Source organism: Streptomyces sp. NPDC052301 (assembly GCF_044593395.1).
Taxonomy (GTDB): Bacteria; Actinomycetota; Actinomycetes; order Streptomycetales; family Streptomycetaceae; genus Streptomyces.
Window position 1 is genome coordinate 364,999 of the sequence record NZ_JBIUBE010000006.1, and the last position, 21,762, is coordinate 386,760.

Below are 21,762 nucleotides of genomic sequence, written 5' to 3' on the forward strand. Positions count from 1 at the left end.
ACCGCAGCCGGCCACGCGCCCCGAGCGCCCCTCTCAGTGGGCGATGTCCGCGTACCCCTCGATGTCCTCGGGCCGCCGCGCCCCCGGCCCCACATACCGAGCGGACGGCCGCACCAGCCGCCCCGTGCGCTTCTGCTCCAGAATGTGCGCCGACCAGCCGGCAGTCCTGGCGCACGTGAACATCGACGTGAACATGTGCGCCGGCACCTGCGCGAAGTCCAGCATGATCGCGGCCCAGAACTCGACGTTGGTCGCCAGCACCCGGTCCGGCCGCCGGTTGTGCAGCTCCTCCAGCGCGGCCTTCTCCAGCGCCTCCGCGATCTCGAACCGCGGAGCGCCCAGTTCCCGCGCCGTCCGCCGCAGCACCCGCGCCCGCGGGTCCTCGGCCCGGTACACGCGGTGCCCGAACCCCATCAGCCGCTCACCGCGGTCCAGGGCCCGCTTGACGTAGGCCTCCGCGTCCCCGGTCCGCTCGATCTCCTCGATCATCCCGAGCACCCGTGAGGGCGCACCCCCGTGCAGCGGCCCGGACATCGCGCCCACCGCACCCGACAGCGCGGCGGCGACGTCCGCACCCGTGGAGGCGATGACCCGCGCGGTGAACGTGGACGCGTTCATGCCGTGCTCCGCCGCGGAGGTCCAGTACGCGTCCACGGCCGCGACGTGCTTCGGGTCCGGCTCACCCCGCCAGCGGATCATGAACCGCTCGACGACGGACTTCGCCTTGTCGATCTCCCGCTGCGGCACCATCGGCAGCCCCTGGCCGCGCGCGGACTGGGCGACGTAGGACAGCGCCATGACGGCGGCCCGCGCGAGGTCGTCCCGCGCCTGCCGCTCGTCGATGTCGAGCAGCGGTTTCAGGCCCCACACCGGGGCGAGCATCGCCAGCGCCGACTGCACGTCCACGCGGATGTCACCGGAGTGCACCGGGATCGGGAACGGCTCGGCGGGCGGCAGACCGGGGTTGAAAGCACCGTCGACCAGCAGCCCCCACACGTTCCCGAACGAGACGTGGCCGACCAGGTCCTCGATGTCGACGCCCCGGTACCGCAGGGCGCCGCCCTCCTTGTCCGGCTCGGCGATCTCCGTCTCGAACGCGACGACTCCTTCGAGCCCGGGTACGAAGTCGGACATCAGGCGGCTCCTCGTGTGTGTCGGCGGTGGTCACCTCGGTGATGCCCCGATCGGCCGGTGGTCACCCGTGGTCACCCGTACCGCAAGGGAACCAGCACGATAGCCTCCGGTGCCACACTTGGGGAGCCCGTACGACACTCAGTGCCACACCCGTTCGGCCGGGCAAGTACGGCAAGATGACCGGGTGACCGACCGCGAACCCCTCCTGGACCCCGTCCTCGACCCCGCCGCCATGCGCAAGCAGTACCGGGCCGAGGGCCTCTCCGAACAGGACCTCGCCACACACCCGATGGACCAGTTCGCCCGCTGGTTCGAGGACGCGGCACGCGCGGCCCTGCACGGCACGATCTACGAACCCAACGCGATGATCGTCTCCACGGCGGACGCGACGGGCCGCCCCAGCTCCCGCACGGTCCTGATGAAGCAGTACGACACCGACGGCTTCGTCTTCTTCACCAACTACGACTCCCGCAAGGGCCGCGACCTCGCGCAGAACCCGCACGTGTCGCTGTTGTTCCCCTGGCACCCGCTCGCCCGCCAGGTCATCGTCACCGGCACCGCCCACCGCACCGGCCGCGACGAGACCGCCGCCTACTTCCGCACCCGCCCGCACGGCTCCCAGCTCGGCGCCTGGGCCAGTGCCCAGTCGAAGGTGATCGCCTCCCGCACCGAACTGGACACCGCCTACGCCGACCTCGAGGCCCGCTACCCCGAGGACGAACAGGTGCCGGTGCCCCCGCACTGGGGCGGCTTCCGCATCGCCCCGGAGGTGATCGAGTTCTGGCAGGGCCGCGAGAACCGCCTCCACGACCGCCTGCGCTACACGGCCCGGCCCGACGGCACCTGGTCGGTGGACCGGCTCTGCCCCTGAAAACGCAGACGACCCGCGGACTGGGTTCCTCCAGGGAGGAGCCGGCCGGACGTACCGGCAGCCCGCGGGTCGGGTGACTGCGTTGGATTGGGCCGGCTGCGTGTTCTCGCACACGCTGGTCCGGCACCGCACAGAGTGTGGTGGCGGGCCGCTAGCCCGCAGCCACCTCGCGCGTCCGGGTTTCACTCATTTACCCGATCACCTCCTCTCCTACGTAGGCCACAGCCTAAGAAGCGGTCGGCGATGGCTCAACTGTTTTTCGGGGAGGCTGACCAAGAGGCTCACACGCTGGCCGCCCTGTGCGTCGGTCACCTTGTGCACGGGCTTGCCGAGCGTCTCCAGTGCCCTTGTGAGCCGGCACTGGATCGAATGCATGGCTCAGCCCAGCGACTGCCCCAGCAGCTCCGCCCACTGCGACACGACCCGTTCGCGGCGGGCGGTGTCGTCGGTGAGGAGGTTGGCCAGGCCGAGGCCGCGGGCCATGTCGAGGAAGCCCTGGACGGTTTCGCGGACGCCGGGCCGGGTCTCGTCGGCGGCGAGGAGGTCGACGGCGATGCGGTGGGTCTCGCGGCCGACGCGGGCCTCCAGTTCGGTCACGCGCGTGCGGAGCTGGTCCTCGTTGGACGCGGCGACCCACAGGTGCAGGGCGGCGCGGAAGAGGGGGCCTGTGTAGAGGTCGACGAGGGCGGCGACGACGGCGCGGCGGTCGGCGGGGCCGTCGGGGAAGAGGGCTCGCAGCGCGGTGGAGCGTTCTTCGGCGACGTACTCGACGGCGGCGGTGAAGAGGTCCTCGCGGGTGGGGAAGTGGTGCTGGGCGGCGCCCCGGGAGACGCCGGCGCGTTCGGCGACCACGGCGACCGTGGAGCCTGCCCAGCCGTGTTCGGCGAGGCAGGCCACGGCGGCTTCCAGGAGCCGTTGCCGGGTGGCCCGGCTTCGGTCCTGTTTGGGCAGGCGGTCGCGTTCCGCCGTCGTGCTCACGTGTTCACACCACCCATGCCGCGTCCCGTCTTTCCAGGAAGGCCGTCATCCCCTCCCGGGCCTGCTCGGAGGAGAACAGCCGGGCCGACAGCTCGGTCAGGTCGGCCGCGTCCCGGTCGAATGTCTCCAGCACCCTAGCCGTGAGCAGCCGTTTCGTCTCGGCCAGGGCCTGGGGGGAGGAGCGGCGCAGGCCGTCGAGGACGGGGGCGAGGGCTTCGTCGACGTCGTCGGCGGTCGTCGTCAGCAGGCCCAGGCGTACGGCCTCCGCCGGGTCGAAGCGTTCGCCGGTGAGGTAGTAGCGGGCCAGCGCGCGTGGGTCGGTGCGGGGGATCACCGGCAGGGAGATCACCGCGGGGGCGACGCCGATGCGGACCTCGGTGAAGGCGAAGGTGGCCGTGCCGGCGGCGGCTGCCAGGTCGCAGGCGGCGAGGAGGCCGAGTCCCCCGGCGCGGGCGTGGCCGGTGACGCGGGCGACGACCGGTTTGGGGAGTTCGACGATCTGCCGGAGGAGGCCGGTCAGTGCGTCGGGGTGGGGCGGGTCGCGCAGGTCGGCGCCGGCGCTGAAGGTGGTGCCGGTGTGGGTGAGGACGACGGCGCGGACGTCGGGGTCCTTGCCGCAGTCGGTGAGGGCCTCGGCGAGGGCGGTGACGAGGCCGGCGGAGAGGGCGTTGCGGGTGTCGGTGGCGTCGAGGCTGAGGGTTTCGACGCCGCGCGTGCGTGTACGGCTGATCGGTGCGGTCATGCGCGCTCCCTGAGTTCCCTGCGCAGGATCTTGCCGGAGGCGGCGCGGGGGACGGTGTCGAGGAAGGTGACGTGGCGGATGCGTTTGTAGGGGGCGACGCGTTCGGCGACGTAGAGCATGATCTCGTTCTCGGTCAGGTCGTCGGCGCCGGTGGGGCGGGGGACGACGAAGGCGTGCGGGATCTCGTTGCCGTCGTCGTCGCGGGTGCCGATGACGGCGGCGTCGGCGATGCCGGGGTGGGTGAGGAGGAGGGCCTCCAGTTCGGCGGGTGCCACCTGGAAGCCCTTGTACTTGATGAGTTCCTTGACCCGGTCGACGACGAAGAGCCAGCCGTCGGGATCGACGTGTCCGACGTCTCCGGTGTGCAGCCAGCCGTCGGGGTCGATCATGTCGGCGGTGGCGTCGGGGCGGCCGAGGTAGCCCTTCATCACCTGGGGACCGCGGATGAGGATCTCGCCGGGTTCGCCGGTGCCGAGGTCCTTGCCGGGGTCGTCGAGGGAGACGATCCGCATCTCGGTGCCGGCGACGAGCTTGCCGACGGTGCCGGCGGGTGCCTGGTGGAGGCGGTCGAGGGGGACCACGTGGGTGCCGGGGGACAGCTCCGTCATGCCGTAGGCCTGGCCGATCGGGGGCAGGCCGAGGCGTTCGGAGCAGGCCTGGGAGAGCTGGGCGTCGAGGGGGGCGGCGGCGCTGAGGACGTATTTCAGGGACGACAGGTCGTAGCGCGTGACCGCGGGGTGCTTGGCGAGGGCGAGGACGATCGGCGGCGCGACGTAGAGGCCGGTGATGCGGTGGGTCTCGATCGCGGCGAGGAAGGTCTCCAGGTCGAAGCGGGGCAGGACGACGACCGTGGCGCCCTTGCGGAGGGGGGCGTTCATCAGGGCGGTGAGGCCGTAGATGTGGAAGAACGGCAGGACGGCGAGGATGCGGTCACCGGGTCCGGCCGGTACGGCGGGCTCCAGCTGGGCGAGGTTGGTGGCGATCTGGCGGTGGGTGAGCATGACGCCCTTGGGGACGCCGGTGGTGCCGGAGGAGTACGGCAGGGCGGCGATGTCCTCGGCGGGGTCGATGCCGACGCGGGGCTCGGGGGCGGCGGAGCCGAGCATGTCGATGAGCGAGCGATGTCCGGGTGCGCTGTCGCAGACGAATATCTCCCGTGTGCCACCCGCGAGTTCGGCGGCGCGGCGGGCGGTCCGAAGCAGCGGGGAGACGGTGACGATCCAGCGGGCGGCGCTGTCGCGGAGCTGTTTGGCGAACTCCTCGGGGGTGGCGAGCGGGTGCACCGTGGTGACGGCGGCACCCGCGCGCGTGGCTGCGTAGAAGGCGGTCGGGAAGGCGATGGTGTTGGGGCTGTGCAGGGCGAGGACGTCGCCCTTGCGGACGCCGGCCTCGGCGAACGCGGCCGCGAGGCGCCGGTGGAACCGGTCCACCTGCTCGTACGTGAGGGTGGTGCCGTCCGTGCCGTCGATGAGCGCGGGCTGCTCGCCGAAGTCGGCGGCCCGGCCGAGGACGGCCTCGTGGATGGGGAGTGCTACGGGCGGGACGTCTGCGTACTCGCTGCGGAACACGGTTCCTCCAGTGCGGTCGCTAGTACGACTTGGGCAGGCCCAGGGTCTGGTGGGAGACGTAGTTCAGAATCATCTCCCGGCTCACCGGAGCAATACGAGCCACGCGCGCGGCCGTTATCAACGAGGCGAGTCCGAATTCGCGGGTGAGTCCGTTGCCGCCGAGGGTGTGCACGGCCTGGTCGACGGCCTTCACGCAGGCCTCTCCGGCCGCGTACTTGGCCATGTTGGCGGCCTCGCCCGCGCCGATGTCGTCACCGGCGTCGTAGAGACGGGCGGCTTTCTGCATCATCAGGCGGGCCAGCTCCAGGTCGATGTGCGCCTGGGCGAGGGGGTGGGCGATGGCCTGGTGGGCGCCGATGGGGGTCTTCCAGACGGTGCGGTCGCGGGCGTACTCGATCGCCTTGGCCAGGGCGTACCGGCCCATGCCGATCGCGAACGCGGCCGTCATGATCCGTTCGGGGTTCAGTCCGGCGAAGAGCTGCAGCAGGCCGGCGTCCTCTCCCCCACTGCCGAAAGCGTGGGAGGGGCCCCCACCGACGAGCGCGTCGGCGGGCAGCCGTACGTCGTCGAGGACCAGTTCGAACTGCTTCTCGGCGGCGCTGAGTTCCATGTCGATGGGGTGTTTCTGGAAGCCCTCGGCGTCCGTCGGGACGATGAACAGGCAGGGCTTGAGGCGTCCGGTGCGGGCGTCCTCGGTGCGGCCGACGATGAGGACCGCGTCGGCCATGTCGACGCCGGAGATGAAGACCTTCCGGCCGGTGAGGAGCCAGTCGGCGCCGTCGCGGCGGGCGGTGGTGGTGATGCGGTGGGAGTTGGAGCCGGCGTCGGGTTCGGTGATGCCGAAGGCCATCAGGCGGGTGCCGTCGGCGAGTCCGGGGAGCCAGGCCCGCTTCTGCGCCTCGGTGCCGAAGCGGGAGATCACGGTGCCGCAGATGGCGGGTGAGACCACGAGCATGAGAAGGGGGGAACCCGCGGCGCCCAGCTCCTCGAGCACGATGGAGAGTTCGGTGATGCCGCCGCCACCGCCCCCGTGCTCCTCGGGGAGGTTGACGCCCAGGTAGCCGAGTTTGCCGGCCTCGGACCAGAGTTCGGTGAGGGGTTTGCCCGCGGCGACGGTGCGGACGAGGTAGTCGCGGCCGTACCGCTTGCCGAGGGCGGCGACTGCCGAGCGGAGGGCTTTGTGCTCTTCGGTTTCGACGACGGGAGACATGCGGCTCCTAAGAAGAGGTTTCCTGCACCACGGCGAGCAAAGTCCCTGGTTCCACCTGCTGACCGGTGGTGGCGTGCAGGGCGGTCAGCGTTCCGGTGACCGGTGCCGTGATCTGGTGCTGCATCTTCATCGCCTCCAGCCAGATCAGGGGCCGGCCTGCTTCGACGGCCGCCCCTTCCGTGAGGCCTTCGGCGACGCGTACGACCGTTCCCGGCATCGGGGCGAGCAGGGAACCCGGGGCGAGCTGTGCGGTCGGGTCGGGGAAACGGGGCAGGGCGGTGAGGCGGGTGGCGTTGACGTACACCTCGTCGCCGTACCGTGCGACCTCGAAGGTCCGCTGCACTCCGTCGGCTTCGAGGACGACTGTCCGGGCGTCGGCGTGCACGACCCGTACCCCGTCGGCGGTGAGGCCCTGCCGGGTGTGCCGGTAGCGGACCTCGTGCTCCTCGCCCGCCATGGCGTACCGCTTGACCTGCGGCTGTGCGGGGACGTTGCGCCAGCCGCCGAAGCGGGAGCGGCCGTGGGCGTCGGCGAGGGCGGCGGCCAGCGGGGCGTGCGGGTCGGCGTCCGGGGCGGTCAGTTCGGGCAGGTGGCGGTCGTAGAAGCCGGTGTCCGCGCGGGCCGCCGTGAACTCCTCGTGCCGCAGTGAGCGGACGAGCAGGTCGCGGTTGGTGACCGGGCCGTGGATCGCGGCCCGCTCCAGGGCCCCGGCGAGCTTGCGGATCGCCTCCGCGCGCGTGGGCGCGTGGGCGACGACCTTGGCGAGCATCGGGTCGTAGTGGACGCCGATGGGGTCGCCGTCGGTGTAGCCGGTGTCGAGGCGGACGCCGGCCGGTACGGCGAGGTGGTGCAGGGTGCCGGTCTGCGGGGCCCAGTCGTGCGCGGGGTCCTCGGCGTAGAGGCGGGCCTCGATCGCGTGGCCGCGCGCGGGGGGCGGGGTGATGTCCAGGGCGTGGCCCTCGGCGACGCGGATCTGCTCGGCGACCAGGTCGAGGCCGAACACCTCCTCCGTCACCGGGTGTTCCACCTGCAGGCGGGTGTTCATCTCCAGGAAGTGGGCGCGGCCGTCGGCGACGAGGAACTCGACGGTGCCTGCGCCGACGTAGGAGACGGCGCGTGCGGCCCGTACGGCCAGGGTGTGCAGTTCCTCGATAAGGGCGTCGGGCAGGGCCGGTGCCGGGGCTTCCTCGATCACCTTCTGGTGGCGGCGCTGCAGGGAGCAGTCGCGGGTGCCGAGCGGCCAGACGGTGCCGTGGGTGTCGGCGAGGATCTGCACCTCGACGTGGCGGCCGTGTTCGAGGTAGGGCTCCACGAAGACCTCGCCGTCGCCGAAGGCGCTCGCGGCCTCGGTGCGCGCGGCCTCCAGCGCGGCCCGCAGCTCCCGCAGGTGGCGCACGATCCGCATGCCACGTCCGCCGCCGCCCGCGGCGGCCTTCACCAGCACCGGCAGGTCGGCGTCGGTGAGGGCGGCCTCGTCGAGGGGGCGCAGGCCCATCAGCCGCTTCGCCCGTGTCTTGGACGCCATGGCCTCGATGGCGTCCGGGGGCGGGCCGATCCAGGTGAGACCGGCGTCGAGGACGGCGCGGGCGAAGCCGGGGTTCTCGGAGAGGAAGCCGTAGCCGGGGTGCACGGCGTCGGCGCCGGCGGCCAGGGCCGCTTTCACGATCAGGTCGCCGCGCAGATAGGTGTCGGCGGGTGCGGCTCCCGGCAGCCGTACGGTCGTGTCGGCCACGCGCGTGTGCAGCGCGCCGGCGTCGGCGTCCGAGTGCACGGCGACCGTGCGGATGCCGAGAGCCGTGCAGGTGCGGAAGATCCGGCAGGCGATCTCGCCGCGGTTGGCGACGAGCACAGTGGAAATCACGTGGTCCCTCACATCCGGAAGACGCCGAAGCCGCCGCGCGCGCCCTCGTAGGGCGCGGTGTGCAGCGCGGACAGGCACAGGCCGAGGACGGTGCGGGTGTCGCGCGGGTCGATGACTCCGTCGTCGTACAGCCGCCCGGACAGGAACATCGGCAGCGACTCGGCCTCGATCTGCTGCTCCACCATGGCGCGCAGGGCGGCGTCGGCGTCCTCGTCGTACGGCTGCCCCTTCGCCGCGGCCGACTGGCGGGCGACGATCGACAGCACGCCGGCGAGCTGCTGCGGGCCCATGACGGCGGACTTGGCGCTGGGCCAGGCGAAAAGGAACCGCGGGTCGTAGGCGCGCCCGCACATGCCGTAGTGCCCGGCGCCGTACGACGCCCCCATGAGCACGGACAGGTGGGGCACGCGGCTGTTGCTGACCGCGTTGATCATCATCGCGCCGTGTTTGATGATGCCGCCCTGTTCGTACTCCTTGCCGACCATGTAGCCGGTGGTGTTGTGCAGGAACAGCAGCGGGATGTCGCGCTGGTTGGCGAGCTGGATGAACTGGGCGGCCTTCTGCGACTCGGCGCTGAACAGGACGCCCTGGGCGTTGGCGAGGATGCCGACCGGGTAGCCGTGCAGGGCGGCCCAGCCGGTGACCAGGCTCGTGCCGTACAGCGGTTTGAACTCGTCGAAGTCGGAGGCGTCGACGATCCGGGCGATCACCTCGCGGGGGTCGAAGGGGACCTTCAGGTCGCCGGGAACGATCCCGAGAAGCTCCTCGTTGTCGTATTTGGGTGGTTCGGCGACGGGGGGATCGGGGTGGGCCTTGCGGTGGTTGAGCCGGGCGACGACCCGGCGCGCCTGGCGGAGCGCGTCCTGTTCGTCGACGGCGAAGTAGTCGGCGAGACCGGACACGCGCGCGTGCATCTCGGCGCCGCCCAGGGACTCGTCGTCGCTCTCCTCGCCGGTGGCCATCTTCACCAGGGGCGGGCCGCCGAGGAACACCTTCGCGCGTTCCTTGACCATGATCACGTGATCGGACATGCCGGGGATGTAGGCGCCGCCGGCGGTGGAGTTGCCGAAGACGACGGCGACGGTCGGGATGCCGGCGGCCGAGAGCCGGGTGAGGTCGCGGAAGACGGCTCCGCCCGGGATGAAGATCTCCTTCTGGGAGGGCAGGTCGGCACCGCCGGACTCGACCAGGCTGATGCAGGGCAGCCGGTTGGCGAGGGCGATGTCGTTGGCACGCAGGGCCTTCTTCAGGCTCCAGGGGTTGCTGGCTCCGCCGCGAACGGTCGGGTCGTTGGCGGTGATCAGGCACTCCACGCCGGCGACGACCCCGATGCCGGTCACCAGGGAGGCGCCGACCGGGTACTCGCTGCCCCAGGCGGCGAGCGGGGACAGCTCCAGGAAGGGCGTGTCCGGGTCGAGGAGCAGCTCGATCCGCTCCCGCGCGAGCAGCTTGCCGCGCCCCCGGTGCCGGGCGACGTACTTGTCGCCGCCGCCCGCGAGCGCCTTGGCGTGCTCGGCGTCCAGGTCGGCGAGCTTGGCGAGCATGGCCTCGCGGTGGGCCCGGTAGTCGGGGCCGTGGGTGTCCAGGGCCGTCTCGAGCACGGTCACAGCAGGGCCTCCGGTATGTCCAGGTGGCGGGAGCGCAGCCATTCGCCGAGGGCCTTGGCCTGCGGGTCGAAGCGGGCCTGCGCGGCGACGCCGGCGCCGAGGATGCCGTCGACGACGAAGTTGAGCGCGCGTAGATTCGGCAGCAGGTGCCGGGTGACGGGCAGGTCCCGGCTCTCCGGGATCAGTTCGCGGAACCGGTCGGCGGTCAGTTCGTGGGCGAGCCACCGCCAGGCCTCCTTCGACCGTGCCCACACGCCCACGTTGGCGCTGCCGCCCTTGTCCCCGCTGCGGGCCCCGGCGACGAGACCGAGCGGGGCACGCCGGGTGGGTCCGACGGGCAGCGGCCGGGGCAGCGGCGGTTGCGGTACGGCGTGCAGAGGGCGGGTGTCCTGGGGCGGCGGCACCGGGACACGGCGTCCGTCGGGCAGGACGGCCGTGTGCCCGACGGCGTCCTGGGGTACGGCCTCGTCCTCGAAGACGCCGTAGGGGGCGCCCTTTCCGGGCGGGGCGAGCACATGGAAGCCGGGGTAGCTGGCGAGTGCCAGCTCGATGGCGGCCCCGCTCAGTGCCCGGCCGACGACCCGCTGGTCCGGGTCCCGGACGACGAGCCGGAGCAGGGCGCTCGCGGTCTCCTCGGTGGCGGCGTCGGCGCGGTCGGTGCGGACCAGGTCCCAGCGGATCTCGGCGGGCGGTGACTCGGTGAGCGCGTCGGCGAGCTGTGCGCGCACCAGATCCGCCTTGGCCTCGATGTCGAGTCCGGTGAGGACGAAGACGACCTCGTTGCGGAAGCCGCCGAGCCGATTGAGCCCGACCTTGAGCGTGGGCGGTGGTGCCTCGCCGCGCACGCCCTCGATCCGCACCCGGTCAGGACCGTCCTGGCTCAGCAGTACGGTGTCCAGCCGGGCGGTGACGTCGGGCCCGGCGTACCGGCCGCCGCCCGTCTCGTACAACAGCTGGGCGGTGACGGTGCCGGTGTCCACCAGGCCGCCGGTACCGGGGTGTTTGGTGATGACGCTGCTGCCGTCGGAGTGGATCTCGGCGAGCGGGAAGCCGGGCCGGCGGACGTCCGCCTCCCGGAAGAAGGCGTAGTTCCCGCCGGTGGCCTGCGTGCCGCACTCCAGCACATGCCCGGCGACGACTGCGCCCGCGAGCCGGTCGTACTCCCCCGGCTGCCAGCCGAAGTGGGCGGCGGCGGGCCCGGTGACGAGCGCGGCGTCCGTGACCCGCCCGGTGACGACCACGTCCGCGCCGGCCCGCAGGCACTCCGCGATGCCGAAGCCGCCGAGGTAGGCGTGGGCGGCGAGGGTGCCGGGGTGGTCGGCAGTGAGGTCGTCGCCCTCGACGTGCGCGACCCGGACGGGCAGTCCGAGCCGGTCGGCCAACTCCCGTACCGCCTCGGCGAGTCCGGCAGGGTTGAGGCCGCCCGCGTTGGCGACGATCCGCACCCCGCGCTCCTGGGCGAGGCCGAGGCAGTCCTCCAACTGGCGCAGGAAGGTACGGGCGTACCCGGCGGAGGGGTCCTTCAGCCGGTCGCGGGCCAGGATGAGCATGGTGAGTTCGGCGAGGTAGTCGCCGGTGAGGACGTCGATCTCACCGCCGGTGAGCATCTCGCGCAGGGCGTCCGCGCGGTCGCCGTAGAAGCCGGAGAAGTTGCCGATGCGCAGGGCGTTCACCGCTCGTCCCCCTGCGGCGGGCGACCGGTTCCGGGCGGGCCCGCGAAGGCCTGGGCGATGTCCAGCCAGCGGTCGGCGTCCGGGCCCGCCGCGGTCAGGGCGAGGTCGGCGCGGTGGGCGCGCTGGGTGACGAGGAGACAGAAGTCGAGGGCGGGACCGGTGACGCGCTGCGTGGCGTCTTCGGGGCCGTGGACCCACGACTCGCCGGAGGGAGCGCGGAGTTCGATGCGGAACTCCTCGCCGGGCGGGGTGAGTCCGTGGACGGTGTAGGCGAAGTCGCGTGTCCGCACGCCGAGCCGCGCCACATGGCGGAGCCGGTCGGTGGGTGGGCGGACCACACCCAGGGCGTCGGCGATGTCCAGCCCGTGGGCCCAGGTCTCCATGAGACGCGCCGTGGCCATGGAGGCGGCCGACATCGGCGGGCCGTACCAGGGGAACCGGGAGCCGGGCGGGGCGGCGCGCAGCGCCCGGTCGAGCGCGTCGCGTCCCGCGCGCCACCCTGCCAGCAGCTCGGCGGGCGGGAGCCGGGCGCCGTCCTCCGCGCCCTGGTCCACGAACGAGTCGGGAGCGGCGAGCGCCTTCTCGACCAGCGCGTGGAAGGCGTCGGGGTCGGTGACGGCGAGCAGGGCCGAGCGGTCGGTCCAGGCGAGGTGGGCGATCTGGTGGGCGACGGTCCAGCCGGGGGCGGGGGTGGCGAGTGTCCACTGCTCCGGTGCCGACTCGGCGACGAGTCGCTCCAGTTCGTCGCTCTCGGCACGCAGGTCGTCGATGACGGGCGTCGGGTCGGCCATGGGGGGAGCATGGCAGCGGAGCCAGAAACAATCAAGCGTGCTTGCATGAATTTATGGGCCGCGAGGAGGCGGGACTTGGGCGTGCCGCGGCGGGCGGGACCCAGGCGGGCCGGGGTCCCGCCGGAAGCGGGCTCAGACCGCTTCCACCGGTGGGTACACCGGCTCCCAGCGGGCCGCGCGCACCGCCGCCTCGATGTCGTCCGGGACGGCCCTGGCGACCCCGGCCTCGACGGCCGCCCGCGCCACGGCCACGGCGACCGCCTCCGAAGTGCCGCGCAGGTCGCGGATCGGCGGGAGGACCGGGGCGCCCAGCCGGGCGACGTCCGAGTCGTCGGTCCGGCGGGCCACCGCGTCCGCCGCCGCGCGCAGCATGCCGTCGGTGACCCGGGAGGCACGCACGACAATCGCGCCGAGGCCGAGCCCGGGGAAGACCAGGGCGTTGTTGGCCTGGCCGATCTCGTACGTCGTCCCGTCCCGCTCGACCGGGACGAAGGGGCTGCCGGTGGCGACCAGGGCCCGGCCGTCGGTCCAGTCGAGCAGGTCGCCGGGGGTGGCCTCGGCCAGGTCGGTGGGGTTGGACATGGGCAGGATGATCGGGCGTTCGGTGTGCCCTGCCAGCTCGCGGACGATGTCCTCGGTGAAGGCGCCGCTCTGGCCGGAGGTGCCGATGAGGACGGTCGGGCGGACCCGCCGGACCACCTCGTCCAGGGGGATGCCGGGCAGGCTGTGGTCGCGCCGCCAGCCGTCGGTGTCGTCGGCGGGGCGGGCGTAGGGCTGCTGGAAGTCGCGGAGCTTGTCACCCTGGTCGGTGGTGAGCAGGCCGTACCGGTCGACGCACCAGAACCGCGCGGTGGCCTCGGCCTCGGACAGCCCCTCGGCCACCAGGGCGTCGCGCAGCTGGTCGGCGACGCCGATGCCCGCCGTACCGGCGCCGAAGACCACGATCCGGTGCTCGGGCAGGGGCACCCCGGCGGCCCGCACACCGGACAGGACGGCGGCGAGGTTGACGGCACCCGTGCCCTGGATGTCGTCGTTGAAGGTGCACACCTGGTCGCGGTAGCGGTCGAGGATGCGGCGGGCGTTGGCGGTGCCGAAGTCCTCCCAGTGCAGCAGGGCGCCCGGGAAGAGCTTGGTCGCGGTGGTGACGTAGGCGTCGATGAAGGCGTCGTAGGTGGCGCGGTCGGCGCGGGGGTGCCGGTTGCCCAGGTAGAGCGGGTTGTCGAGGAGGTCCTGGCGGTTGGTGCCCACGTCGAGCATCACGGGCAGGGTGCGGCGCGGGTCGATGCCGGCGGCGGCCGTGTAGACGGCGAGCTTGCCGACGGCGATGTCGATGCCGCCGACGCCCCAGTCGCCGATGCCGAGGATGCCCTCGCCGTCGGTGGCCACGATCAGGTCGACGTCGTCGGCGCCGAGGCCGCTCGCGCGCAGCGAGCGCTCGATGTCGTCGGAGGCGTCCACGGAGAGGTAGACGCCGCGTGGGCGGCGGTACTCGTTGCTGTAACGGCGGATGGCCGTGCCCACGGTGGGGGTGTAGACGATGGGGAGCATCTCTTCGAGGTGGTCGCCGACGAGCCGGTAGAACAGCGTCTCGTTGCGGTCGTGCAGGGCGGCCAGATTGACGTTCTTCGCCAGGTCGCTGGGCTGCTCCCGGTACTGCGCATAGGCGCGCTCCACCTGTTCGTCCTGCGTGAGCACATGGGGCGGGACCAGGCCGACCAGGTCCAGGGCCCGGCGTTCGTGCTCGGTGAAGGCGGTACCGCGGTTGATCCGGGGGTCGGCGAGGACGGCGCGGCCGCGTGCGGTGATCTTCAGGGGACGGGGGGTGGTGGCCCTGTCGTGCGCGTCGGTCATGAGATCCGCCCTCCGTCCGGCTTCGTCCCACTCGTCCGCCCCCTTCAGGAGTGTGACGGAGGCGGTGGGGATCCGCAGGGCGGAGCGTCGGTCGGGGCCCGGGCGTCTTCGTCCGCGCTCAGCGGTCCGGCGTGACCTCGCGGGGCCTGCCGCGGCCCACCTGGGTGCGGATCGCGCCGATGCTGGCGGCGATGACCAGGGCGATCGCGGCTGCCTCCGCGGCGGACAGGGACTGGCCGAGGATCAGGAAGCCGGCCGTGGCCGCGATGGCCGGCTCCAGGCTCATCAGGACGGCGAAGGTGGAGGCCGGCAGGCGGCGCAGGGCCAGGAGTTCGAGGGTGTAGGGCAGGACCGAGGAGAGCAGGGCCACCGCCGAGCCGAGGGCGACGGTGGTGGGGTCGAGCAGGCGGGTGCCGGCCGAGGCGATGCCGATGGGGAGGAAGAGGAGGGCGGCCACGGCCATGGCGAGCGCCAGGCCGTCCGCCTGCGGGAAGCGGCGGCCGGTACGGGCACTGAAGACGATGTACGCCGCCCACATGGCGCCGGCCCCCAGCGCGAAGGCGACACCTGTGACGTCGAGGTCGCCGAAGCCCCCACGGCCGAGCAGGAAGACACCGAGCAGGGCCAGGCCCGCCCACAGCACGTTGATGGCGCGCCGGGACGCCAGGACGGACAGGGTCAGCGGCCCGAGCACCTCGAGGGTGACGGCCGGGCCCAGCGGGATACGGGCGACCGCCTCGTAGAAGAGGCCGTTCATCGCGCCCATGGCGATGCCGAACACGAGCACCGTGCCCCAGTCGGTGCGCGAGTGGCCGCGCAGCCGGGGGCGGCACACCAGCAGGAGGACGGTCGCCGCCGCCAGCAGGCGCAGGGCGACCACGCCCGCCGCACCGGCCCTCGGCATCAGGGTCACCGCCAGGGCGCCGCCGAACTGCACCGAGATCCCGCCGGCCAGCACCAGCCCGACGGGCCCGAGCGAGCCGAGGCGGCGCGGAGCTCCCACGGGAGTGACCGAGGTCGGCGTGGCGGTGCTGGGCGTGGCGGTCACGGGCGTTCCAGGTTCTTGATCGAGTTCGTCCATCGCGATGTACTACCGAGTCCAGGGTAATGGACTTCGACAGGTGTGTGAACCCTCTTAGGAACTGTCCCGGATGCTGGAACCGGACACCCGGCCCTGCCCTCACCCACCAGGCCGGACCTCCCCCTCACGGGAACTCGCCACGGGACTCGTCAGGGAACTCGACAGGGAACAGGGGGCGGCCGTCGGGGAGGCACGACGGCACGTGTCCGTACGGCTGCTGGTACACCGCGTACCCCTGCCCGTACACGTCGACCGGGGGGTACGCCTGGGCCTGGGCGGGAGCCGGGATCTCCTCCTCCCACAGCGGCATGCGCAGCTCGCCGGTGTCCGTCACCGCGTTGTTCTGCGAGCGGTGCAGTCGTGCGTACGCCCCGCCCCGGGCGAGCAGTTCCTCGTGCCGGCCGGACTCGACGATCCGGCCCCCGCCCACGACGAGGATGCGGTCGGCGTCGGGGGCGAGGTTGAGATCGTGCGTGATCATGATCGTCGTACGGCCCGTCATCAGCCGGCGCAGCGGTGTGACCACCCGGCGGGCGGCCATCGCGTCCAGGCCGGTGGTCGGCTCGTCGAGGACCAGGACCGGGGTGTCGCGCAGGATGGCGCGGGCGATGGCCAGGCGCTGGAGCTGGCCGCCGGACAGCCGGGCCGAGTTGGGGTCGACCCGGGTGTCGTAGCCGTCGGGGAGCCGGACGATGAAGTCGTGCGCGTCGGCCGCCCGGGCCGCCTCCTCGATCGCCTGGTCGCTCGCGCCGGGCCGGCCGCACGCGATGTTGGCGCGGACGGTGTCGTGCAGGACGAGGGTCTGCTGCGGCAGCAGGGTGACGTACTCACGGAGACGGGCGAGCGGGAAGTCGCGCAGCGGCACGCCGTCCAGGAGGACGTCGCCCGCGTCCGGGTCGTAGAAGCGCAGCAGCAGCTTGGCGACCGTGGACTTGCCCGCGCCGCTCGGGCCGGTGACGATCACCAGCTCGCCGGGACTGACCGTGAACGAGAGGTCTTCCAGCGCGGTCCTGTCCGCGCCCGGGTAGCGGAAGGCGACGCCCCGGACCTCCACGGCGCCGTCGGGGCGGCCGGTCTCCGTGCCCCGGCGGGGGTCGGTGACCGACGGCCGGACGTCCAGGATCTCCATGAGCCGCTCGGCGCCCGCCGTGGCCGCGGTGACCGTGAGACCCAGCTGGGCGAGGCCGCGCACCGGCGGGTAGAGGTAGCCGAGGAAGGCGGCGAAGGCGAGGAGCCGGCCGAGGGTCATCCGGCCGGTGGATATCTCCCAGGCGCCGATGCCGATCACCGCGAGCACGCAGACCGTCTCGATGACCTGCACGAGCTGCTCGTAGGCCTCGTTCAGGCGGGCGGAGCGGACGGAGGCGCGGAACCAGGCCGTCGCCTCCACGTGCAGTCGCCGGCGCTCGGCGTCCCGGCGGCCGTAGGCCTGGGTCAGGACGATGTTGCCGAGGGACTCCTCCACCACGGAGGTGATCGCGCCGTCGGCGACCCGGCCCTCGCGGGAGACGTCCTTGATGGAACCGGAGAAGCGGCGGGCCGCCAGCCAGAACAGAGGGGCGAGTACGAAGGTCGCGGCGGCCAGGTCCCAGCGCAGCCAGAACGCGGCAGCGGCGTAGAAGAGGGCGGAGAAGGCGGCCGAGGCGGCGCCGACCAGTCCCGAGACGACCATCGTCTCGATCGCCTCGACGTCACTGGTCAGCCGGGACAGCAGATCGCCCTGCCGGTGCCGCTGGAAGAAGTGCGGCGGCAGCTGCTGCACATGGTCGAAGACGTGCTCGCGCAGGCGCATCACGAACCGCTCGGTGGCCCAGGCGGCCAGCGAGTTGCCCGCGTAGCCGACGGCGGCACCGAGCACCGCGACACCCAGCCACTTCGCCGCCGGGGCCCAGAAGGCGGCCGGCGAACCCTTCTCCAGGGCGTGGTCGGTGAGATCGCTGAACAGCAGGATGGCCTCGGTCTCGGCGAGCGCGGCCAGCACCGTGCACAGCCAGACCAGCAGCAGCCAGCGGCGCAGTCCCCGGGTCAGCGGCCAGAAACGCCGGAACGCGGTGCGCGCCGGAATGTTCGGGGCGTCCTCGTATTCGACCTCCTCGGCCTCTTCCTCACCCTCGTCGAATTCCATGCGCATTCCCTCCGCTTTCCGTCACATGTCGCCGGCTTTTCGCTCCGGGAAAAGAGAAAGGGAGGCCGACGGTGCACCATCGGCCTCCTTCACTTCACGGCTCGCTCAGCCGGTTCAGCGGTCCTGGCCGGGCAGCGGCTTGGGGAGCGGCTTCGGCGCGTGCTTCTTCCTGGGCTTCGCCGGGGGCGGGGGCGGCAGCTGCTTCTTCGGCTTCGGGGGCAGCGGGGCGAGCTTCTTGAGGCTCATTCCGACTCCTTGGGTCGCACTGTATGTGTGATGCCGAATTCCGCGTCCGGAACCCGACATCCAAAAAGCTACACACCGACCAGCAGCCGGAACGGTAAAATCGGCAAAGGTCCGCTGTGAATACCTGGGCGGTTCCTGAGAGACCCGCACGAAGCTGAGAATTCCCTTATGAAGCTGAGAGTCTCCTTACCGATCCCGGCCGTTCCCCCTCATGCGTCCCGGCCGTCCTTGGGCCCCCAGGCCGCCAGGACCTCCGTGTCCGTCGCGCGGGCGTGCAGGAAGTAGTCGGACCACGCCGCGATGTCCGGGTAGGCGCACTCCCGGAGCAGCCGGCCCCGCGCCGCCGGTATGTCGTACGGCGTCACCCGCAGGTCGGTTCCGGGGCCGAGGAGGCACCAGTGGGCGCCCGGGCGGCCGTAGGGCATGCCGACGCTGCCGGGGTTGACCACCAGGCGGCCGTGGGCGAGGCGGACGTAGGGCATGTGGGTGTGGCCGCAGACGACGGTGCCGATGGACGGGTCGAGGCCGGTGAGGACCTCCGCCCAGCGGTCGGGGCGGGAGTCCACCAGCACCAGTTCCTCGTCGTCGCGCGGGGTGGCGTGGCAGAACAGCACCGTGCCGAGGCCGCGGACGCGCAGGGTGAGCGTCGGGGGCAGCGCGGCGAGGAAGTCGACCTGCTCCGCACGGAGCGCCCGCGCGGCGAACGGGCCGATGGGGTCGGGGATCTCCGTGCGCTCCCCGCGCCGGTACTCCACCAGCTCCCGGTCGGCGTTCCCGGCGAGCCACAGCACCCGGTCGCCCTGTGCGCGCAGCGCGTCCAGCACCTCGGCCGGCTGCGGGCCCGCCGCGATGTCCCCGGTGAGGACGATCCGGTCGGCGGCGGCCACCTCGGGCTCCGCCAGTACCGCCTCCAGGGCGGGCAGCACACCGTGGATGTCGGAGAGGACCGCCAGGCGCTCGTGTTCCTCGGTCACTTCGTCTCCCCCGGCCGCTGTTCCCCCGCTGCCGACCGGTCCAGTGCCTCCGCGAGCACCTCCGCCAGGTGCCGGCCCCGCACCCCGGCCAGCTGCTCCAGCTGGGTCCGGCAGGAGAAGCCGTCCGCCAGGACCAGCGTGCCCTCGGGGGCCTCCCGCACCGCCGGCAGGAGCTGTTCCTCCGCGCAGGCCCGGGACACCTCGAAGTGGCCCTGTTCGAAACCGAAGTTGCCCGCGAGACCGCAGCACCCTCCGCTCAACTCGCCGGTCAGGCCCGCCGACTCCCGCAGTCGGCGGTCGGCGCTGTCACCGAGCACCGCGTGCTGGTGGCAGTGGGTCTGGCCGGTGACCGGGCGGTCGACGGTGGGCGGCGACCAGTGCGGGGCGTGCCGCTCCAGGGCCTCGGCGAAGGTGAGCACGGATGAGGCCAGCCGGGCGGCACGCGGGTCCTCCGGCAGGAGTTCGGGAAGGTCGGAGCGGAGGGCCGCGGCACAGCTCGGCTCCAGGACGACCACCGGCACCCCGGCCCGCAGCACCGGCTCCATCAGGTCCAGGGTGCGGCGCAGTACCGCGCGGGCGCGGTCCAGTTGACCGGTGGAGACATAGGTCAGGCCGCAGCAGACCCGGCCGCGGCGGGCCGTCAGCAGGGCGGTGGCCGACCGAGTCCTGCCGTCACCGATCGCGCCCCCGCGCGGGACCAGCGTCGGCGGGAGCGCCACACGCAGTCCCGCGGCCTCCAGCACCCGTACGGCGGCCCGGCCGACGGAGGGCGACAGATGCTCGGTGAAGGTGTCCGGCCACACCATCACCAGCTCCCCGGCACCTCGTGCGGGCTTCCTCCTGCGCCACCACCCGCTGAACGTGTCCGTCGCCAGCCGGGGGATCTCCCGCTCCGGCGTGATCCCGCCCAGGCGCTTGGCCACTCGCGCCAGCGGCCGGACCGAGGCGAGCGCGTTGAGCAGCGCGGCCGAGCGCGTCCGGGCCGCCCAGCGCAGCCACTGGGGCAGGCGGCCCATGCTGTGGTGGGCGGCGGGGCGGCGGCGGCCGGCGTAGTGGTGGTGCAGGAACTCCGCCTTGTAGGTGGCCATGTCGACGCCGACCGGGCAGTCCGAGCGGCAGCCCTTGCAGGACAGACAGAGGTCGAGGGCGTCCCTGACCTCCGTGGACCGCCAGCCGTCCGTCACGAGTTCGCCCGCCAGCATCTCGTGCAGCAGGCGGGCCCGGCCGCGGGTGGAGTGCTCCTCCTCGCCGGTCGCCCGGAAGGACGGGCACATCACGGCGGGCCCGGTCGACGTCGTCGTACGGCACTTGGCCACGCCCACGCAGCGGCGGACGGCCGCGCGGAAGTCGCCGCCGTCGGCCGGATAGCCGAAGGCCACGTCGACCGGGCGGCTCGGCAGGACGGAGAAGCGGAGGTCGCCGTCGAGCGGCGCCGGGCGGACCAGCATGCCCGGGTTGAGCAGGTCGTCGGGGTCCCAGACCGCCTTGGCCCGCTCGAACAGGGCCACCGTCTCCTCGCCGTACATGCGCGGCAGCAGCTCCGCGCGGGCCTGTCCGTCACCGTGCTCCCCGGACAGCGAGCCGCCGTGGGACACCACCAGGTCGGCCAGCTCCTCGGAGAAGCGGCGGAAGCGGCGGACGCCGGCCTCGGTGAGCAGGTCGAAGTCGATGCGGACGTGGATGCAGCCGTCGCCGAAGTGGCCGTACGGCGTGCCGCGCAGCCCGTGGGCCGACAGCAGGGCGCGGAAGTCGCGCAGATAGGCGCCGAGCCGGGCGGGCGGCACCGCGCAGTCCTCCCAGCCGGGCCACGCCTCGGTGCCATCCGGCATCCGGGTGGCCGTACCGCTCGCGTCCTCGCGGATGCGCCACAAGGTCCGCTGGGCCGCGGGGTCGGTCACCACCAGGGAGTCGATCACGTCGGCCGCGCGGACGATCGCCTCCGCCTGCGCGCGGGCCTCGGCCGCCGACTCCCCGCCGGTCTCCACGAACAGCCAGGCACCCCCCTGGGGCAGCCCGGCCGGCGAGCGCACCAGGTCGGCCGCCATGCCCTCCACCGTCAGCGGGCCGAGCGGCAGCAGCCCGGCGGCGGCCTCGGCCGCGGCGCTCTCGTCGCCGTACGCCAGCACGGCCAGCGCACGTGCGCGTGGGGCCTCCACCAGTCGCACGACCGCCTCGGTGAGGATGCCGAGCGTGCCCTCGGAGCCGCAGAAGGAGCGGGCGACGTCCGCTCCCTTCTCGGGCAGCAGCGCGTCCAGCGCATACCCGGAGATGCGCCGGGGCAGCGCCGGGAAACCCGTCCGCAGCCGGGCCGACTCTCCCTCCGCCAGCTCCCGCAGCCCCTCGGGCGCCCCCGCCCAGCCCGGCCCGAGCCGCAGTCGCTGTCCGCGCGCGGTGACGACGGACAGCTCCCGCACGCTGTCCGCGGTCGTCCCCCAGGCGACCGAGTGGGAACCGCACGCGTTGTTCCCGATCATTCCGCCGAGCGTGCAGCGGCTGTGGGTCGACGGGTCGGGTCCGAAGCGGAGCCCGTGCGGCGCGGCGGCCTCCTGCAGACGGTCCAGGACGAGCCCCGGCTGGACGACGGCCGTGCGGGTGATCGGATCCAGCTCCAGCAGACCGTGCATGTGCCGGGTGAAGTCCAGCACCACGCCGGTGCCCGTGGCCTGCCCGGCGATCGACGTGCCCCCGCCGCGCGCCACCACCGGCACCCCGCGCGCCCGGCACACCTCCAGCACGGCCGTCACGTCGTCGGCGTCCCGGGGGGCGACCACCCCCAGCGGGACCCGCCGGTAGTTGGACGCGTCCATGGTGACCAGCGCCCGGGAGGTGACGTCGAAGCCGACCTCGCCCCGGACGGCACCGCGCAGCTCCGCTTCGAGACCCGAGTGATCCGTCATGCGTCCAGGATGCATCCGCTCACGGACAGTCACCGTGAGTTTTCCACAGCCTCGCGCGTATCGTCGTACAACCTCACAAGTCCAGTGCTCGGCGATCTCGTCTCATCGGACGGACACGGTTCCGTCCCGTTTCGCCCAGCGGATACCCTCCGA

General features: G+C 72.9%; 16 protein-coding genes. 1 reads left to right on the top strand and 15 read right to left on the bottom strand.

Annotated elements, in window-relative coordinates; genetic code table 11:
* Nucleotides 1-33 precede the first annotated feature (33 nt).
* Nucleotides 34-1,134, bottom strand: a complete 1,101-nt coding sequence (locus ACIHEJ_RS19365; protein WP_400136918.1) for a citrate synthase 2 — start codon at nt 1,132-1,134, stop codon at nt 34-36.
* Between the two features lie 184 nt (nt 1,135-1,318).
* Between ACIHEJ_RS19365 and pdxH the strand changes: the two genes are divergently transcribed.
* The gene (gene pdxH, locus ACIHEJ_RS19370) at nt 1,319-2,005 is read left to right on the top strand and encodes a pyridoxamine 5'-phosphate oxidase (RefSeq protein ID WP_400136921.1); all 687 of its coding nucleotides are present in this window, start codon (nt 1,319-1,321) and stop codon (nt 2,003-2,005) included.
* A 378-nt stretch (nt 2,006-2,383) separates the two neighbouring features.
* Here pdxH and ACIHEJ_RS19375 read toward each other — a convergent pair whose 3' ends face one another.
* From ACIHEJ_RS19375 to ACIHEJ_RS19440, 14 genes are all read right to left on the bottom strand, one after another.
* The gene (locus ACIHEJ_RS19375; protein WP_400136924.1) at nt 2,384-2,983 is read right to left on the bottom strand and encodes a TetR/AcrR family transcriptional regulator; all 600 of its coding nucleotides are present in this window, start codon (nt 2,981-2,983) and stop codon (nt 2,384-2,386) included.
* Between the two features lie 4 nt (nt 2,984-2,987).
* Entirely contained in the window at nt 2,988-3,725 is a 738-nt protein-coding gene (locus ACIHEJ_RS19380) for an enoyl-CoA hydratase family protein (RefSeq protein WP_400136927.1), read from the bottom strand.
* The gene (locus ACIHEJ_RS19385; protein ID WP_400136930.1) at nt 3,722-5,293 is read right to left on the bottom strand and encodes a 4-coumarate--CoA ligase family protein; all 1,572 of its coding nucleotides are present in this window, start codon (nt 5,291-5,293) and stop codon (nt 3,722-3,724) included. Before ACIHEJ_RS19385 ends, ACIHEJ_RS19380 begins: the two co-directional genes overlap by 4 nt.
* Nucleotides 5,294-5,312: 19 nt before the next feature.
* Nucleotides 5,313-6,503 carry an acyl-CoA dehydrogenase family protein gene (locus ACIHEJ_RS19390; protein ID WP_400136933.1) on the bottom strand — a complete coding sequence of 397 codons (1,191 nt, stop codon included), beginning with the start codon at nt 6,501-6,503 and terminating at the stop codon, nt 5,313-5,315.
* A gap of 7 nt (nt 6,504-6,510) precedes the next feature.
* Nucleotides 6,511-8,364 (bottom strand): biotin carboxylase N-terminal domain-containing protein, encoded by a 1,854-nt coding sequence (locus ACIHEJ_RS19395; protein ID WP_400136936.1) that lies wholly within the window; start codon nt 8,362-8,364, stop codon nt 6,511-6,513.
* Between the two features lie 8 nt (nt 8,365-8,372).
* Entirely contained in the window at nt 8,373-9,971 is a 1,599-nt protein-coding gene (locus tag ACIHEJ_RS19400; RefSeq protein WP_400136939.1) for an acyl-CoA carboxylase subunit beta, read from the bottom strand.
* Nucleotides 9,968-11,644, bottom strand: a complete 1,677-nt coding sequence (locus ACIHEJ_RS19405) for an acyclic terpene utilization AtuA family protein (protein ID WP_400136942.1) — start codon at nt 11,642-11,644, stop codon at nt 9,968-9,970. Before ACIHEJ_RS19405 ends, ACIHEJ_RS19400 begins: the two co-directional genes overlap by 4 nt.
* Nucleotides 11,641-12,435 (bottom strand): TIGR03084 family metal-binding protein, encoded by a 795-nt coding sequence (locus ACIHEJ_RS19410; RefSeq protein WP_400136945.1) that lies wholly within the window; start codon nt 12,433-12,435, stop codon nt 11,641-11,643. The genes ACIHEJ_RS19405 and ACIHEJ_RS19410 overlap by 4 nt, the downstream gene beginning before the upstream one ends.
* 132 nt (nt 12,436-12,567) lie before the next feature.
* A complete protein-coding gene (locus tag ACIHEJ_RS19415; RefSeq protein WP_400136947.1) occupies nt 12,568-14,286 on the bottom strand; it encodes an NAD-dependent malic enzyme in 1,719 nt (572 codons plus the stop codon).
* A gap of 118 nt (nt 14,287-14,404) precedes the next feature.
* Nucleotides 14,405-15,367, bottom strand: coding sequence for an EamA family transporter (locus tag ACIHEJ_RS19420; RefSeq protein ID WP_400136950.1), 963 nt, complete (start codon nt 15,365-15,367; stop codon nt 14,405-14,407).
* A 124-nt stretch (nt 15,368-15,491) separates the two neighbouring features.
* Nucleotides 15,492-17,492: an ABC transporter ATP-binding protein gene (locus ACIHEJ_RS19425; RefSeq protein ID WP_400136953.1), complete on the bottom strand. Its 2,001-nt coding sequence runs from the start codon at nt 17,490-17,492 to the stop codon at nt 15,492-15,494.
* Nucleotides 17,493-17,606: 114 nt separating this feature from the next.
* Nucleotides 17,607-17,738, bottom strand: coding sequence for a hypothetical protein (locus ACIHEJ_RS19430; RefSeq protein ID WP_400136956.1), 132 nt, complete (start codon nt 17,736-17,738; stop codon nt 17,607-17,609).
* Between the two features lie 209 nt (nt 17,739-17,947).
* Nucleotides 17,948-18,712, bottom strand: a complete 765-nt coding sequence (locus tag ACIHEJ_RS19435) for a metallophosphoesterase family protein (protein ID WP_400136959.1) — start codon at nt 18,710-18,712, stop codon at nt 17,948-17,950.
* Nucleotides 18,709-21,609 carry an FAD-binding and (Fe-S)-binding domain-containing protein gene (locus ACIHEJ_RS19440; RefSeq protein ID WP_400136962.1) on the bottom strand — a complete coding sequence of 967 codons (2,901 nt, stop codon included), beginning with the start codon at nt 21,607-21,609 and terminating at the stop codon, nt 18,709-18,711. Before ACIHEJ_RS19440 ends, ACIHEJ_RS19435 begins: the two co-directional genes overlap by 4 nt.
* Nucleotides 21,610-21,762: the final 153 nt, after the last annotated feature.

Coding starts and splice junctions, on each gene's coding strand:
- ACIHEJ_RS19365 (WP_400136918.1), bottom strand. CDS start 1,134: ATGTCCGACTTCGTACCCGGGCTCGAAGGAGTCGTCGCGTTCGAGACG.
- ACIHEJ_RS19380 (WP_400136927.1), bottom strand. CDS start 3,725: ATGACCGCACCGATCAGCCGTACACGCACGCGCGGCGTCGAAACCCTC.
- ACIHEJ_RS19390 (WP_400136933.1), bottom strand. CDS start 6,503: ATGTCTCCCGTCGTCGAAACCGAAGAGCACAAAGCCCTCCGCTCGGCA.
- ACIHEJ_RS19410 (WP_400136945.1), bottom strand. CDS start 12,435: ATGGCCGACCCGACGCCCGTCATCGACGACCTGCGTGCCGAGAGCGAC.
- ACIHEJ_RS19415 (WP_400136947.1), bottom strand. CDS start 14,286: ATGACCGACGCGCACGACAGGGCCACCACCCCCCGTCCCCTGAAGATC.
- ACIHEJ_RS19420 (WP_400136950.1), bottom strand. CDS start 15,367: ATGGACGAACTCGATCAAGAACCTGGAACGCCCGTGACCGCCACGCCC.
- ACIHEJ_RS19425 (WP_400136953.1), bottom strand. CDS start 17,492: ATGGAATTCGACGAGGGTGAGGAAGAGGCCGAGGAGGTCGAATACGAG.
- ACIHEJ_RS19430 (WP_400136956.1), bottom strand. CDS start 17,738: ATGAGCCTCAAGAAGCTCGCCCCGCTGCCCCCGAAGCCGAAGAAGCAG.
- ACIHEJ_RS19440 (WP_400136962.1), bottom strand. CDS start 21,609: ATGACGGATCACTCGGGTCTCGAAGCGGAGCTGCGCGGTGCCGTCCGG.